The sequence below is a fragment of the Streptomyces amakusaensis genome, from assembly GCF_039532665.1.
Lineage (GTDB): Bacteria > Actinomycetota > Actinomycetes > Streptomycetales > Streptomycetaceae > Streptomyces > Streptomyces amakusaensis.
Genome location: NZ_BAAASB010000028.1, coordinates 57460 through 72091, shown reverse-complemented (window position 1 = coordinate 72091; position 14632 = coordinate 57460). Strand labels below are relative to the sequence as shown.

The following is a 14632-nucleotide window of genomic DNA, read 5'->3' as shown; positions in this document are numbered from 1 at the left end:
ACGACAACTTCTTCACCCACGGCGGCCACTCCCTCCTCGCCATGCGCCTCACCAACCGCATCAACACCACCCTCAACACCCACACCACCATCCACACCCTCTTCCAACACCCCACCCCCGCCGAACTCGCCAAACACCTGGCCGAACCCCGCCGGGAGCGGCCAGTGCTCCGGCGTCGAACCGGTCCCCGTCCCTGACACAGAGGAGCCAGAAGTGTTCGTGCCCCAGATCCTGGTCAAGAGCGAAGAGATCTTTGAACCCGAGTTGCACATATCGCAGTACGACCGGGCGCGGGAGATATCGAAGTATCTGCTGATGCACTACGGCGAGCTGGACGACGTGTTCGAGAGAGCGGGCCATCCGCTCGCCGCGGCGCACGGCTACCCCCGCCGGCTGTCGGAGCTTCTCCGGGAGAGCGCGAGAACGACCGGTACCCGTGTCCGTACCGCGCTCGACGTGGGATGCAACGTCGGAGGGGTCAGCCACGCGCTGAGCACCTGGGTCGAGGACCGGGTGGTGGGAGTGGACATCAGCCGGCGGTCGATCGAGGTCGCCAAGGCGCTGAGCGTCGGTGGCGGCGGGGTGTTCAGCATCGTGCAGCAGGGGCCGTTCACCAAGGACGTCGAAGTGCGTCTCCCGTACCCGGAGTCCTGCGCGCGCGTGGAGTTCGAGGTCGGGGACGGCGCGGACCTCGAATCGGTCGAGGGTTCCTTCGACGCCGTGCTGCTGTCCAATGTGGTGGACCGGGTGGCCGATCCCGAGCTGTGCCTGCGGCAGTTCGGCGCGTCGGAGCGGACGCTTCGCAGCGGCGGGCTGCTCATGATCGCTTGCCCGTGGTCCTGGTACCCGGAGTACAGCGCCCCCGAATCATGGCTCGGGTCCGCGCGGGACGCCACCCCCAGCGAAGAGGCGGTCAAGGCCCTGCTGGCCAGTGACTTCGACCTGGTCACCGAGGTCGATGAGGCATGCGTACTGCGTCAGAACCCCCGTGAGTACGACTACTTCGAAGCACATGTCACCGTTTGGCGGAAGCACTGACGGACCCGGACCCGTCAGGTGGGCCGGTCCGCGCGACCCCGTTCGCGCGGACCGGCCCACCGGCCCGTGACGGACAGGGGGTACCGCCCCGCTCCGACAGCTGTTAAATTCTTGATCATGCTTATTCCTCGTGTTTAGGACCTGATGCCGACCGCACCCACCGGTGCGGCACTTCAGCGTCCCTGAAACTGTGCGCCGCGCCGTCCGCGCGCCGCCTTTCCGAGGAATACCCCCATGACTGCGCCTTCGTGCGTCCCCTCGTACTCCGCCGTGCTGCGGACCCGGTATGCCTGCCGCACCTTCGGTGCCGCCCTGCTGGGCCGTCTCTCCTACGGAATGGTCTCGCTCTCCCTGCTGCTCGCCATCGCGGGCGGCACCGGCTCCTATGCCGTGGCCGGGACCGTGATGGCCCTCTTCGGGCTGACCAGCGTCTTTCTCTCCCCCCTCCGCGCCGCCCTGGTCGACCGGCACGGCCCGGGCCGCGCACTGCCCCCGATGGCCATCGCGTACGCCCTGCTGCTGGGGGCGCTGGCCCAGGTCACCTGGCAGCCCGGCGCTTCCGGGCCGCTCCTCGGCGCGCTGGCCGCGGCGGCCGGTGCGTGCACCCCGCCGCTGGGCCCGGTGATGCGTACGCTCTGGAGCGATCTGCTTCCCGACAAGGCGATGCTCCGCCGGGCCTACAGCCTGGACTCCATCGCCGAGGAGATCCTCTTCGTCACCGGGCCGCTCCTGGTGGGCGTGCTGGCGAGCGCCGCGGTGCCCGCCGCCGGTGTCGCGGCCAGCGCCGTACTCATCCTGGTCGGCACGCTCGCTCTCGTCCGTACACCGCCGGTGCGCGCGGCGGCTGCCCGCCGGGCGGAGCGAGGACCGGTCCCGAAGCGGCCCAGGCGGCGGGATTCCGCGGCGGGCGGCAGCCGTCCGCGTGTGCCGATCAGCAAAGGGCTGCACGGTGTGATCGCGGTGTCGGCGGGCGTCGGTCTCTGCCTGGGCGCGCTGGAACTCCTGGTCGTCGCCTTCGCCGACCGGCTTCACCAGCCCGGGGCGGTGCCCTGGGTACTGGCCGCGCTCTCGGCCGGCAGCGCCGTCGGCGGACTGGTGTACGGAGCCGTCGACTGGCGCGGCTCGGACCGCTCGCGTCTGGGGGTGCTCGCCGCCGGGCTCGCACTGGTACTGGCCACCGCCGGGCTCGCCCCGAATCTGTATGTGTTCGCCGCGCTGACCGCGCTGGCGGGAGTGTTCGTCGCGCCCGCCATGACCACGGCGTACATGATCGCCGACCGTACCGCCGCCCCCGAGTCCCGTACGCGGGACAGCGCATGGGTCAACACCGCGCTCAACGCGGGGATATCGGGCGGTACGGCCGGCGTCGGCCTGCTGGTGGGGCAGGCGCCCCTGGCGCTCTGCTTCGCGCTGGCGGCGGCTCCCGCGCTGCTGACCGCGGTCGGACCGCTGATCGGGGCAGACCGTGCGGGCGAGGGCGCGGTCGCAGAGGCCGCCCCGCCGCAGTGTGACACCGACACCGACACCGACGCCCGTAAGACGGAGCCCTCCGGGAAATCGCTACTGTGACCGTGTGGTGTTCCGGCGGCGGTCGCCCCGTCGCCGGAACACCGCAACACCGGAACACCCGTGTCACGTCACAGCACGGCCTCAGCAGATCCGGGGCAGCTGCTCGCCGAGCGGCAGATCGACCACCCTCGTACCGCCGAACGCGGTGCGGGCGACCACCATCCCCGGGTGGTCCGGCACACATTCGCCGATCACGGCGGCCCGTGCCCCCAGGGGGTGCGCCCGCATCGCGGCGAGGACCGCCTCGGCGTGTTCGCGGGGCACGAAGGCGACGAGTTTGCCCTCATTGGCCACATACATCGGGTCCAGACCGAGGATCGCGCAGGCGTTGGCGACCTGCTCGGGCACCGGCACGGCGCGCTCCTGGATCAGCACGCCGACGCCGGCGGCCGAGGCGATCTCGTTGAGGGAGGCCGCGAGCCCGCCCCGGGTGGGGTCCCGCAGAACATGCAGATCCGGGGTGACCGCGAGCATCGCCTCGACCAGACCGCCCAGGGCCGCGCAGTCGCTTCGCACCTCGACGCCGAACTCCAGCCCCTCGCGCACACTCATGATCGCCACTCCGTGGAGCCCGATCTCACCGCTGACGATCACCACATCGCCCGGCGCGGCGCGCTGCGGCCGGATGTCCACGCCGGGCGGGATCAGCCCGATGCCCGAGGTGTTGATGTAGACGCCGTCCCCGTGGCCCGACTCCACCACCTTGGTGTCGCCGGTGACCACCTCCGCCCCGGCCGCGCGGGCCGCCTCGCCCAGGGCCTGGGCGACCCGGCCGAGCAGCGCCGTCTCGACCCCCTCCTCCAGAATGAAGCCGCAGGACAGATAGGCCGCCCTGGCACCGCTCATGGCGAGGTCGTTGACGGTGCCGTTGACGGCGAGATCGCCGATGCTGCCGCCGGGGAAGAACAGCGGCCGGACCACGAACGAGTCCGTGGAGAACGCGAGGCGCGCCCCGCCGACGCTCAGCGCGGCGCTGTCGCCGAGGGCGGCAGCCGTCCGGCCGCCGAACGCGGGCAGGAAGATGTGCTCCACCAGCTCGGCGGACATGGCCCCGCCCCCGCCGTGCCCCATCACCACCCGGGGGTGGTCCCGCAGCGGCAGGGGACAGGTCCAGCCGCAGAGATCCGGCGCAGCGGCGGGCGCGCCGACGGCGGGGGCTTCGAGTCCGGACAGGGTGTCAGCCAACGGGGTTCGCCTCCAGCGGTGCCGCCGGGCTCCCCAGACGGCGGTACAGGTAGTACGCGGCGCAGGCGCCCTCGCTGGACACCATGGTCGCGCCGAGCGGGGTGCGCGGAGTGCACACGGTGCCAAAGGCCCCGCACTCGTTCGGTTTGAGGAGACCCTGGAGGACTTCGCCGCTGCGGCACTCGGCGGGCTCGCGGGTGGTGATGCCGGTGACCTCGAAACGGTGCTCGGCGTCGAGGTCGCGGTAGCGCGCGGAGAGCCGCCAGCCGCTGAGCGGGATCACGCCGATCCCGCGCCAGGACCGGTCGGTGACCTCGAAGACGTCCGCGAGCATCGCCCGCGCCGCGGGGTTGCCCTCCGGCCGCACCGCGCGCGGATAGGCGTTGTCGACCGTGTGCTCACCGCGCTCCAGCTGCCGCACCGTGCGCCGGACGCCCTCCAGGATGTCGAGCGGCTCGAAACCGGTGACCACGATCGGCACCCGGTGGCGCGCGGCCAGCGCCGGATACTCCTCCGTACCCATCACACTGCACACATGGCCGGCGGCCAGAAAACCCTGCACCCGGCAGTCGGGCGAACTCATGACGGCCTCGATGGCGGGCGGCACCCGCACATGCGAGACGAGCACGCTGAAATTGCGGATGCCGAGCTTGCGGGCCTGGTGCACCGCCATGGCGTTGGGCGGGGCGGTGGTCTCGAAACCGATGCCGAAGAACACCACCTCGCGGCCCGGGTTCTCGATCGCGATACGCAGCGCGTCCAGCGGCGAGTACACCACCCGGACGTCGCCGCCCTCGCCCCGCACCCGGAACAGATCACGGCCGGTGCCCGGCACCCGCAGCATGTCCCCGAAGGAACAGAAGATCACCCCGGGCCTGGAGGCGATCTCCAGAGCCTTGTCGATGATCTCCAGCGGGGTCACACAGACGGGACATCCCGGCCCATGGATCAACTCGATCCCTTCGGGCAGCAGTTGATCGATGCCGTGGCGGATGATCGTATGCGTCTGACCGCCGCACACCTCCATCAGCGCCCAGGGCCGCGTCACCGTCGCCCTGATGTCCTCGAGCAGCCCGCGGGCCAGCTCCGGATTCTGGAACTCCGCCAGATACCTCACCGTTCCACCTCCCAGGGATCGCCGAACTCCTCCTGAAGCAGGCCCAGCTCCGCGAAGAGTTCGAGCGTCTTCAGCGCCGACTCCTCGTCGAGCCGTTGCAGCGCGAACCCGACGTGCACGATGGCGTAGTCGCCCACCGTCAGGTCCGGCAGATACTCCAGGCACACGTCCTTGACCACACCGCCGAAGTCCACGACGGCCATTCGGGTGCCGTCGCGTTCCTCGATCTCCATCACCCTGCCGGGCACGGCCAGACACATGGAGCTGTCTCCTCTCAGACCTCTAGGGACTCTCGGTCCTCTCGCGGCACGACCCGCGCGGCCACCATCAGCTGGCCGAGGGCGAGCCCACCGTCATTGGGCGGTACGAGGCGGTGCCGCAGCACCGTGAATCCGTCCGCCGCCAGATCACGCGCGCAGCCGGACAGCAGCAGCGCGTTGCCGAACACCCCGCCGGTCAGCACGACCGTCTCCAGCCCGTGCCGTTCGCGGGCGCTCGCGCAGACGCGCCGCACCACATCCGTCACCGAGGCGTGGAAGCGCGCCGCCACCAGCCCGCCCGGCGCTCCCGCCCGCAGATCGGCCACCGCCTCGCGCAGCACCGGCCCCGGGTCGGCCAGCTGTCCGCCGTCGCGGTCCACCAGCGCGAAGCGGTAGCCGTCGCCGTACGCCGGGCCGTGGGCGTACGCCGCGCCCTCCAGCTCGACGGCCGCCTGTGCCTCGTAGCCGCTGCGGTGGCAGATCCCGGCGAGCGAGGACACCGCGTCGAAGAGCCGGCCCATGCTGGACGTGGGCACGGAGTGCGGCGGTCCGGTGTCCAGCAGTCGGGACAGCACGCGGAGTTCGTCTTCGGGGCAGACGGCGACGGGCGGCAGGTCGCCCGCCCACGCGATGCCCGCGGCGCGCAGATGGGCCAGGGCCATCCGGTACGGGCGGGCCACCGCCGCGTCGCCGCCCGGCAGCGGCACGTAGGCGAGGTGCGCGAAGCGCCGGAAGCCCGTGTAGTCCGCGAGCAGCACCTCGCCGCCCCACACCGCGCCGTCGTCCCCGTACCCGGTGCCGTCGAAGGCGACGCCGATCACCGGCCGGCGGCCGTCGAGGCCGTGCTCCGCCATCGCCGCCGCGACATGCGCGTGATGGTGCTGCACCCGGGCCACCGGCCGGCCGCCGGCCCGGCGCGCCGCGCGGGCGGCCGAGCGGTAGCCGGGGTGCCGGTCGGCGGCCAGCTCGGCAGGTGTGACACCGGTCAGCGCGCCGAGGTGGTCCGCCGCGCGGTCGAAGGCGTCGAGCGTCGCCAGGTCGTCCATGTCGCCGATGTGCGCGGACAGCCAGGCGCGCCGCCCCTCGGCGAGCGCGAGCGTGTTCTTCAGATCGCCGCCCGCCGCCAGCACCGGCCGTACCGCCAGCGGGAGCGCGACGGGCAGCGGGACGAAACCGCGCGACCGGCGCAGCGGCAGCGTTTGGCCGTCGACGACCCGCACCACCGAGTCGTCGCACGGGACATGGATCGGCCGGTCGTGCGCCAGCCAGGCGTCGACCAGCGGCGCGAGCCGTTCCAGGGCCTCCGTGTCGTCGGTGACGATGGGCTCACCGGCCAGATTGGCACTGGTCATCACCAGCAGCCGGGGCCCGGCCGGATCGCCCGGCAGCCCGAGCAGCAGCTGGTGCAGCGGGGTGTACGGCAGCATCACCCCCAGGTCGGGACCGCGCGGCGCGACGGCGTCCACGGCCGCCCGGCTCGCGAGGGGACCGCCCCGGCGGCGGCGCAGCAGCACGACCGGCCGGACCGGGCCGGTCAGCAGCGCCCGCTCGGCCGCCCCGATGTCCACCAGCGGTTCGACGTCGGCGAGTTCGCGCGCCATCAGCGCGAACGGCTTGTCGCCCCGGTTCTTGCGACGGCGCAGCAGCGCGACGGCGTCCGCGTTCCCCGCGTCGCACGCCAGGTGGTAGCCGCCGATGCCCTTGACCGCCAGGATCGCGCCGGTGGCCAGCAGCTCCCGGGCCCGGCGAAGGGCCTCCTCCCCGCCGAGCGGCGCGCACCCCGGCCCGAGCAGCGCGAGCCGGGGGCCGCAGTCGTGGCAGGAGACCGGCTGCGCGTGAAAGCGCCGGTCCGCCGGATCGCGGTACTCGCGGGCGCACTCCGGGCACATCGGGAAGCCCGCCATCGTGGTCGAGGCCCGGTCGTACGGCAGATCCGTGACGATGGTGAAGCGCGGACCGCAGCCGGTGCAGGTGATGAACGGATGCCGGTACCGGCGGTTCCCGGGGTCGGCGAGTTCGGCCAGACATCGGTCACAGGTCGCGCTGTCGGGCGGGATGAGGCTCCGGCCCTCCGCCCCGCCCGGCCGCGAGGGCGCGATCGCGAAACCCCGCGCGCCGGTGGCCGCGATGTCCTCGTGCCGTACGGAGACCACCCGCGCCGACGGGGGCGCGTCGGTCCGCACCCGCAGACAGAACGAGTCGACGGCGTCCGGCGGTCCCTCGATCTCCGCGAGCACCCCGTCGCCGGTGTTGCCGACATGACCGCCGAGTCCCAGCTCGGCGGCGAGCGTGAACACGAACGGCCGGAAGCCGACCCCCTGCACCACCCCCCGTACGGCGACCCTCCGGCGCAGCGCGACGGACGGCTCCCGGGAAACGGTCACCGGTGGTCCGCGACCGGGTGGTCATGACGGTGGCCGTGGGACACGGAGTGCGGGTGGGCGTGGGGCACCGAGTCATGGTCGCGGGGGTGCGCCGGGGTGCGTTCCGCCGTACGCGCCATCACCGGCCGGTGCGCCCTCGCGCCGTCCCGCACGGCGAGCGCCCGATCCAGCAGCGCGCCGGCGCCCTGCCCCCGGCGGGCCGAGGTGAACACCACCTCCACCCCCGGATTGACCCGGTCCACATTCCGCAGGAAGAGCTCCCGGTCGAACTCCACGGCCTCGGCGATGTCGGTCTTGGTGACCACCACCAGCTGGGCCAGACCGAACGCGCCCGGATACTTCAGCGGCTTGTCCTCCCCCTCCGTCACCGACGCCAGCGTCACCCGCAGCGACTCCCCGAGGTCGTAGGAGGCCGGGCAGACCAGATTGCCGACGTTCTCCACGAAGAGCACCCGGGTGTCCGGCGGCAGCCACCCCGCCAGATATCCGCGCAGCATCACGGCCTCCAGATGGCACAGCCCGTCCGTGAACACCTGCTGCACCGGCACCCCGGTACGGGCCAGCCGCCGGGCGTCGTTCTCGGTGGCGAGATCGGCGGTGAGCGCGGCGACCGGCACCCCGCGCCCGTGGGCGAGCGCGAGTTCGGCCTCCAGCAGCGCGGTCTTCCCGCTCCCCGGACTGGAGAGCAGACTGACGGCGACAGTCCCTCTGGAGGCCAGCTCGGACCGCAGCGCCCGCGCGCTGTCGTCATTGCGGGCCAGGACCGCCTGCCGGAGATCGGCCGTACCGCACATGGCATTCCGCCTTCCTCGTCAGCCGTGCACGGGCAGCGGGCCCGGTGCCCACTCGACCTCACGGATCTGAAGTTCACGCCCCGTCAGCAGCTCCGCCCGCGCGCCGCCGCACCCCGGACAGCGCAGATCGGGCGGCAGCCCCGGAGCCCACTCCGTACCGCACGGCTCGCACCGCGCCCGCGCCGGGACGCTCCGCGTGATGAGCTGCGCGCCCTCCAGCACCGTCCCGGCGCAGGCCAGCGAGAAGCAGAAGTCCAGCGCCCGGGGCACCACACCGGCGAGTTCGCCGACGTCCAGCCGCACGGCCGCCACCCCCGTCGCACCGCGTTCGGCCGCCGCGGTCGCCACCTGGTCGACTACGGCCGCCGCGATCGACATCTCGTGCATCGCCAGCCTCGCTCCAGGGTCGCGTTCCACAGGGCCGGCAGCGGCCCGGCATCCGGCGTGACAGCCCTCCCATTGCACGGCGGGCCGGCGGCGGGAGCGGAACGCCACGCCGTCGGCCCGGCCGGGGCCACCCTGTTGGCAGCGGTGCCGGGCCCGCCCGCGTCACATCCGGGAGATGCGCAGATACCGCTTGAGGTCCGGCAGGGTCTGCCAGAGCACCACCGCGGCGGCGGCCCCCAGGGCCGTGGCGAACACGGTCTTCAGCATGACGACACCTCTCTTCCGGACCGCCGCGTCCCGGCGGTCTCCTCCGCGAGTACTTCGAGGATCAGCCCGACGGCCTCCGCCGCCCCCGCCGAGACCTCGGCGCTCAGCCCGATGCCCTCCGCGAGCGTCCGGGGCTCGCAGCCGACCACCAGCACCCGTTCGGGCGCGGTGCCCCCGGTGCCCGCGCTCAGCGTGGCCAGCAGCGCCAGCACCGCGTCCGGGCCCATCCGGTGGCCGTCCAGCGCCGGTACGCCGGCGGGCTCCACCGGACCGGTCTCCGCCTCGATCAGATACACCGTGCCCGGCGGCCCGCCGCGCGAGACCGCGTCGACGAGCAGCAGCGTCCGGTAGCCGTCGAGGAGCCGGTACGCCAGATGGACGCCCCGCACCCCGTAGTCGACGACATCGACCCCGGCCGGCACGGGAGTCCCCATGAGCCGCCGGACCGTCTCCACCCCGAACCCGTCGTCGCCCAGAAGGATGTTCCCCACCCCCGCCACCAGCACCCGGCAGCCGCTCACGACTCCTCCACGGGAGTGACCTCGTCGGGCTGGAAGTAGCGGAACCTGCCCTGCTCGCGCCAGAGATCCGCGCCAGGATCCCCCTCCACCGTCACCGCCAGATGCACCGAACCGTCGACATCGCGCAGCACGGCCTCCACCAGAGCGGTCCGCCCGTGCAGAAACAGATCCTGCGCGTCGGTACGCCGGCGGCCCGGCCCCAGCACCACCCTGCTGCCCGCGCCGACCCGGTGCCCCGCGATGAGCACCCGGTCCCGGGCGGGATCCACATCCCGGTCGGCCCCCGGGTCCCACCAGGGGCGATCCGTACCGTACGGATCACTCCCGGTCCGGTCCGGCGGCGCTCCCGGCTCGCCGGTGACCTCGCGCAGCGCCCGGACCGCGCCGTGCAGCCGCTCCAGCACCTCGGGCGGCATCGAGTCGGCCAGGTCGATCACCGCGCCGGCGCGGTCGTCGGTGCCCCGGGCCTCGCGCTTCTCACGGTCGGTCAGCGCCGCCGTGCGCAGGGCCAGGATCTCGTCGATCTCGGTGGCGTCGTAGAGCGCGCCGGGGCTCTCCGGCGCGATCCGGGGATGGTCCTCCAGAATGATCGGCGAGGACAGCACCACCTCGCGGCCCGGTTCGCCCGCCAGCACCGGCCAGGTGTGCTCGTTGCGGCACTCGGCCACCGCCGCCCTCGCCCACCGGGGAGGGTCGGTCACCGAGAGGAAGGAGCCCCGGTCGAGGGCGAGCAGCAGATGCGCCGAGACCAGCGCGTGCGGCAGCGCCGCCTCCCGGCGGGCCCCGCCGGTCACGCCCCCGGGGCTCTCCACGGTGCCGGTGTTCTCCACGACGGCGGTCAGCCGGACCGTGCGACACGGCCCGGGGATCTCCGTCGTGCACAGCCTGATCACTCCGGCGACCGCCTCCCGCGCGAGCAGCAGCCGGCCCACCCGCGCGCCCGCATCCTCGACCGTCTCCTCCTCGTACCGCGCGGGCAGCCGGAATTCACGGGAGACCCCGCCGTCGCGGGCCAGCTCGGCCACCGGCACGAGCAGCCGGATCCGCTCCTCCAGACCCTCGTCCCAGGCGACCAGCGTGCGATCGCTCAACTCCAGCTCCGCGACCGTCTCATGGCCGCCGTCCCCGGTGGCCCGCTGGACGGTTCTGCGCCGCGCCCGCAGAAAGCGCAGCTCGACCGCGAGCCGCGCGCCCTCGCGGGGCTCCATCAGACACTCGGTCCGCTGATGGACAGGGTCCGACCCGTCGCCGCCGGGCGGCACGAGCACCCCGAACTGCCAGCGCAGCCGGTTCTTCGCCGCCGAGGCCCGGTACGGGTAGAGGACGTATCCCTCGAAGAGCACCGCGTCGGCGATCTGCCGTACCGCCCCGAGGCGTTCCTCCAGCCCGTCGGGGAGGACGTCCGGCCCGGTGCCGGTGCCGGTGTCCGTGTGCGCGTACGTGTGGGTCACAGCGCGCCCTCCCCGACCTCGGCCGGTTCGGCCGTGCTGAGGAGCGCGCGTACGGTCGCCTCCCAGGAGGGCAGCGCCCGCCGGGTGCGGAAGGCGAGCAGACCGTCGATGACATCGCCGGGCAGCCGCAGCCAGCCGCAGCCGGGGAAGTGCTGCTCGATCATCTCCCGCCACACCTTCACCGGCAGCCGCGCCGAGGTCTCCCGGTCCCAGGAGACCGGGGTGACCTGGAAACCGGCCGGGCCGCTGAAGACGGTTCCGGAGAACAGCAGCAGCAGCGGCACATCCCCCTCGTCGAGCGCCCGGAAGTAGCGGGTCGCGGCGATGTCCAGGTCGTAGGTGCACGGCACCGCGACATCGATCTCGGTCTCGCCGGTGAACCCGGGCACCATCAGGGAGACCTGGGCGAACTGGATCGGGTTGAGCGTGCTGCCCCAGCGGGAGCGGTCGCCGAACAGATCGGCCAGCCGCTCGCCCTCGCGCTCGGCGTAGGAGCGGCGCGCCGGTTCGATGCGCAGCTGGCAGCGGAGCGCCACGGCGTGCACCCGGCCGCCGCCGGGTGCGGTGATCCGCAGCCGGAATACGAGGGTGGGGCCGGCGGCGTGCCGGTCGGCCCGTACCTCCGTGCAGCCGAAGCGGAGTTCGGTCATCTCAGGATCTCCTCGGGCAGGGTGCGGGCGCGGTCCGCCACGGCGGCGAAGAAGGAGTCGAGTTCGGCATGGGCCTCGGCGCCGCCGTCGAAGCCCCGCCAGTGCAGCCGCATCCGGCCGACCAGCTCGTAACAGAGATCGATCGGCACCAGGAAGCACTGGACGCGCTCCCGGGTCCGGCGCAGCAGCAGGGCCTCCACATCGGGCTCCAGCGCCGCCGCCAGCCGGCTGTCGCCGAAGACGGTCCGCCAGGCCGTTGCCGCCAGCTCGCTCTCGGTGGCTCCGGCGGGGCCGGGGTAGCACAGCACCGGGGCGTCCAGGGCGGAGTTGAGCAGCAGGAAGGCGGTGCTCACGGGGATGCCGAGGGTCGCCCAGGCGGCCTCGGCCACCTGGTGGCCGGGGTCGGTGAGACAGCGGTCGGGCACACCGCGATAGCGGCCTCCCGCCGCCCCGGGCCGGTTCAGGAGCAGTGCGCAGCCGGTGCAGGCGCAGACGAGGGCGCGTTCCGCGGTGTCCGCCAGATGCCGGTGGCCGGGGGCGAGCCGGACACCGCAGAAGGCGCAGCGCTCCGGCTTGGGCGGGGCGGGCGCGCGCATGCCGCGCAGCAGCGCGGTGCCGGGGCGGGGGAGCCGGCGTACGGTCACGGGCACGGTCACCGGACGGCTTCCGTCGCCGTCCCGGTCTCCGACGCCGGTGGACGGCTGCCGATCTGGAGCAGGGCGGGGTCCTGCCGCCAGAGCACCGAGGTCACCTCCGGCGCGTGGCAGGCGAGCGCGTTCTCGACCTCCCGCTCGTCGGCCCCGCCTCCGCATCCGCACCCCCCGCCGGACCCGGCCCGCCGCAGCGTCAGCGTGCCGCTCTCCGGTTCGTGGCCGACGAGTACGGCGGGTGTCCCGGGCAGCGAGTCCAGGGCCCGGACGATCCGCGCGCCGACGTCCTCGGGGTGCAGATCGTGCAGGACCAGCAGCCCGGCCGCCGCCGGATGGTCCAGGGCCCGCGCGAGCGCGCCCGGCTCCAGCGCCTTCACCAGCGCGGCCAGGCCCTCCCCGTAGAACGCCATCAGCTCGCGCACCAGATCCTCGCCCGCCTCCCGGGCCCCCGCCCCGGTCAGCCGGTCCAGCGCCTCCTGCACACGCAGACCCGTCTCCTCCGCGCTCATCCGGTCAGTCCGCTCAGCCCGGTCGGGACGTGCATCTGCTTGAGGGTGCGTCCGCCGCCCACGTACATGTGCACCCCGCAGGGCAGACAGGGGTCGAAGCTGCGGACGGCCCGCATGATGTCGATGCCCTTGAAGTTCTCCGGGGAGTTCTCCTCGAAGATCGGGGTGTTCTGCACCGCGTCCTCATAGGGGCCGGGGGTGCCGTAGGAGTCCCGGACGCTGGCGTTCCAGGGGGTGGGGGGATACGGGTGGTAGTTCGCGATCTTTCCGTCGCGGATCACCATGTGGTGCGAGAGCACCCCGCGCACCGCCTCGGTGAAGCCGCAGCCGATGCTCTCGTCGGGCACCTCGAACTTCTCCCAGGTCTGGGTCCGCCCGGCCCGGACCTCGGCCAGGGCCTTCTCCGCGAAGTGGAGCGCCGCGGCGGCGGCGTACGCCTGGAAGTAGGTACGGGCGCGATTGCGCTCGATGGCATTGCTCCACCGGGGGATCTTCCACTCGAAGGTGGTCTCGGGCTTGGTCATCGAGCGCGGCAGATTGATCACCACGCTGTGGCCGGTGGCCTTGATGTAGCCGATGTCGACCAGCCCGGAGAGCGCCGTGGACCAGAGCCGGGCGATCGGGCCGCCGCCGGTGTCCAGCGCCAGATGCTCCTTGCCGTCGAACCAGCGCGGCGACATCACCCAGCTGTACTTGTCGTCGAAGTCCCGCTTCTGCGGGGCCGGGATGGTGTGCTGGTTCCAGGGGTGGCGGGGGTCGACCGGGTTGCCCAGCGGATCGTGGGTGACGAAGAGGTCCCTGCCCTGCCAGTCCTCGTAGTACGAGCTGCCGAGCAGGATCCGGATGCCGAGGTTGATCTCGGTGAGATCGTTGGTGACCAGCTTGCCGTCGACCACGACGCCCGGGGTGACGAACATCTTGCGGCCCCAGTCCGTCATATTGCGGTACGTGAAGTCGCAGTGGTCCGGGTCGTTGAGGCTGCCCCAGCACCCGAGGAGCACCCGGCGGCGGCCGACCTCCTCGTAACCGGGCAGGGCCTGGTAGAAGAAGTCGAAGAGATCGTCGTGGAGCGGGACGACCTTCTTCATGAACTCGACGTAGCGCATCAGCCGGGTGAGGTAGTCGGTGAACAGCTGGACGGTGGCGACCGTGCCCACCCCGCCGGGGTAGAGGGTGGAGGGGTGGACATGCCGCCCCTCCATCAGACAGAACATCTCCCGGGTGTACCGGCTGACATGGAGCGCCTCGCGGTAGAACTCGCCCTCGATGGGGTTGAGGGAGCGCATGATGTCGGCGATCGTGCGGTATCCGTGCTCGCCCGCGTGCGGGGCCTCGGTGCGCTCGGCCATCTCCAGCACGCCGGGGTTGGTCTCGCGCACCATCCGCTCGCAGTAGTCGACCCCGACCAGGTTCTCCTGGAAAATGTTGTGGTCGAACATGTACTCGGCCGCCTCGCCGAGGTTGATGATCCACTCGCCGAGGTGCGGCGGTTTCACCCCGTACGCCATGTTCTGGGCGTAGACCGAGCAGGTGGCGTGGTTGTCGCCGCAGATTCCGCAGATCCGGCTGGTGATGAAGTGGGCGTCGCGCGGGTCCTTGCCGCGCATGAAGACGCTGTAGCCGCGGAAGACGGAGGAGGTGCTGTAGCACTCCGCGACCTTCTTCTGCTTGAAGTCGATCTTTGTATGGATGCCCAGACTGCCCACGATCCTGGTGATCGGGTCCCAGGACATCTCCACCAGGCCCGTGCCGTCGCCGGCCGCCTTGGTCGTTGGTGCCATGTCTCTCTTGTGCCCTTCTGCGAGCGAGCGGAGTGGGGGCGCGGCGGTGGGCCGGGCGGTTGGGGCGGG

General features: G+C 72.6%; 16 protein-coding genes. 3 read left to right on the top strand and 13 right to left on the bottom strand.

What is annotated here, in order from left to right:
- The 3 genes from ABD371_RS32835 to ABD371_RS32825 form a co-directional block, all read left to right on the top strand.
- On the top strand, positions 1-197 hold a 197-nt coding region (locus ABD371_RS32835), incomplete at its 5' end, for a phosphopantetheine-binding protein (protein ID WP_344485347.1).
- Positions 198-213: 16 nt separating this feature from the next.
- Entirely contained in the window at positions 214-1038 is an 825-nt protein-coding gene (locus tag ABD371_RS32830; protein WP_344485344.1) for a class I SAM-dependent methyltransferase, read from the top strand.
- A 234-nt stretch (positions 1039-1272) separates the two neighbouring features.
- Positions 1273-2607, top strand: coding sequence for an MFS transporter (locus tag ABD371_RS32825; RefSeq protein ID WP_344485341.1), 1335 nt, complete (start codon positions 1273-1275; stop codon positions 2605-2607).
- Between the two features lie 81 nt (positions 2608-2688).
- On the opposite strand, the gene hypE is transcribed toward ABD371_RS32825, so the two are convergent.
- The 13 genes from hypE to ABD371_RS32765 form a co-directional block, all read right to left on the bottom strand.
- Positions 2689-3678: a hydrogenase expression/formation protein HypE gene (gene hypE, locus ABD371_RS32820; RefSeq protein ID WP_344485356.1), complete on the bottom strand. Its 990-nt coding sequence runs from the start codon at positions 3676-3678 to the stop codon at positions 2689-2691.
- Between the two features lie 106 nt (positions 3679-3784).
- The gene (hypD, locus tag ABD371_RS32815; protein WP_344485338.1) at positions 3785-4909 is read right to left on the bottom strand and encodes a hydrogenase formation protein HypD; all 1125 of its coding nucleotides are present in this window, start codon (positions 4907-4909) and stop codon (positions 3785-3787) included.
- On the bottom strand, positions 4906-5169 hold the full coding sequence (locus tag ABD371_RS32810) for a HypC/HybG/HupF family hydrogenase formation chaperone (RefSeq protein ID WP_344485335.1): 264 nt from the start codon (positions 5167-5169) through the stop codon (positions 4906-4908). The genes hypD and ABD371_RS32810 overlap by 4 nt, the downstream gene beginning before the upstream one ends.
- 14 nt (positions 5170-5183) lie before the next feature.
- Positions 5184-7553 (bottom strand): carbamoyltransferase HypF, encoded by a 2370-nt coding sequence (gene hypF / locus ABD371_RS32805; protein WP_344485332.1) that lies wholly within the window; start codon positions 7551-7553, stop codon positions 5184-5186.
- Positions 7550-8347 (bottom strand): hydrogenase nickel incorporation protein HypB, encoded by a 798-nt coding sequence (hypB, locus tag ABD371_RS32800; protein ID WP_344485329.1) that lies wholly within the window; start codon positions 8345-8347, stop codon positions 7550-7552. The genes hypF and hypB overlap by 4 nt, the downstream gene beginning before the upstream one ends.
- Before the next feature lie 18 nt (positions 8348-8365).
- The gene (gene hypA / locus ABD371_RS32795; protein WP_344485327.1) at positions 8366-8734 is read right to left on the bottom strand and encodes a hydrogenase maturation nickel metallochaperone HypA; all 369 of its coding nucleotides are present in this window, start codon (positions 8732-8734) and stop codon (positions 8366-8368) included.
- A gap of 162 nt (positions 8735-8896) precedes the next feature.
- The gene (locus tag ABD371_RS35910; protein ID WP_381735235.1) at positions 8897-9001 is read right to left on the bottom strand and encodes a DUF6893 family small protein; all 105 of its coding nucleotides are present in this window, start codon (positions 8999-9001) and stop codon (positions 8897-8899) included.
- Positions 8995-9522, bottom strand: a complete 528-nt coding sequence (locus tag ABD371_RS32790; protein ID WP_344485325.1) for a hydrogenase maturation protease — start codon at positions 9520-9522, stop codon at positions 8995-8997. Before ABD371_RS32790 ends, ABD371_RS35910 begins: the two co-directional genes overlap by 7 nt.
- Positions 9519-10907, bottom strand: a complete 1389-nt coding sequence (locus tag ABD371_RS32785) for a hypothetical protein (protein ID WP_344485353.1) — start codon at positions 10905-10907, stop codon at positions 9519-9521. Before ABD371_RS32785 ends, ABD371_RS32790 begins: the two co-directional genes overlap by 4 nt.
- A 62-nt stretch (positions 10908-10969) precedes the next feature.
- Positions 10970-11623, bottom strand: coding sequence for a DUF6084 family protein (locus ABD371_RS32780; protein WP_344485323.1), 654 nt, complete (start codon positions 11621-11623; stop codon positions 10970-10972).
- Positions 11620-12219: a DUF5947 family protein gene (locus ABD371_RS32775; protein WP_344485350.1), complete on the bottom strand. Its 600-nt coding sequence runs from the start codon at positions 12217-12219 to the stop codon at positions 11620-11622. Before ABD371_RS32775 ends, ABD371_RS32780 begins: the two co-directional genes overlap by 4 nt.
- Before the next feature lie 56 nt (positions 12220-12275).
- Positions 12276-12782 (bottom strand): thioredoxin, encoded by a 507-nt coding sequence (locus ABD371_RS32770; protein ID WP_344485320.1) that lies wholly within the window; start codon positions 12780-12782, stop codon positions 12276-12278.
- A complete protein-coding gene (locus ABD371_RS32765; RefSeq protein ID WP_344485318.1) occupies positions 12779-14563 on the bottom strand; it encodes a nickel-dependent hydrogenase large subunit in 1785 nt (594 codons plus the stop codon). Before ABD371_RS32765 ends, ABD371_RS32770 begins: the two co-directional genes overlap by 4 nt.
- Positions 14564-14632: the final 69 nt, after the last annotated feature.

Bases quoted from the DNA above. Each gene is read 5' to 3' on its own strand.
- hypB (WP_344485329.1), bottom strand. From the start codon at position 8,347: ATGTGCGGTACGGCCGATCTCCGGCAGGCGGTCCTGGCCCGCAATGAC.
- ABD371_RS32770 (WP_344485320.1), bottom strand. From the start codon at position 12,782: ATGAGCGCGGAGGAGACGGGTCTGCGTGTGCAGGAGGCGCTGGACCGG.
- ABD371_RS32810 (WP_344485335.1), bottom strand. From the start codon at position 5,169: ATGTGTCTGGCCGTGCCCGGCAGGGTGATGGAGATCGAGGAACGCGAC.
- ABD371_RS32765 (WP_344485318.1), bottom strand. From the start codon at position 14,563: ATGGCACCAACGACCAAGGCGGCCGGCGACGGCACGGGCCTGGTGGAG.
- hypA (WP_344485327.1), bottom strand. From the start codon at position 8,734: ATGCACGAGATGTCGATCGCGGCGGCCGTAGTCGACCAGGTGGCGACC.
- ABD371_RS35910 (WP_381735235.1), bottom strand. From the start codon at position 9,001: ATGCTGAAGACCGTGTTCGCCACGGCCCTGGGGGCCGCCGCCGCGGTG.
- ABD371_RS32775 (WP_344485350.1), bottom strand. From the start codon at position 12,219: ATGCGCGCGCCCGCCCCGCCCAAGCCGGAGCGCTGCGCCTTCTGCGGT.
- ABD371_RS32780 (WP_344485323.1), bottom strand. From the start codon at position 11,623: ATGACCGAACTCCGCTTCGGCTGCACGGAGGTACGGGCCGACCGGCAC.
- ABD371_RS32825 (WP_344485341.1), top strand. From the start codon at position 1,273: ATGACTGCGCCTTCGTGCGTCCCCTCGTACTCCGCCGTGCTGCGGACC.
- hypE (WP_344485356.1), bottom strand. From the start codon at position 3,678: ATGGGGCACGGCGGGGGCGGGGCCATGTCCGCCGAGCTGGTGGAGCAC.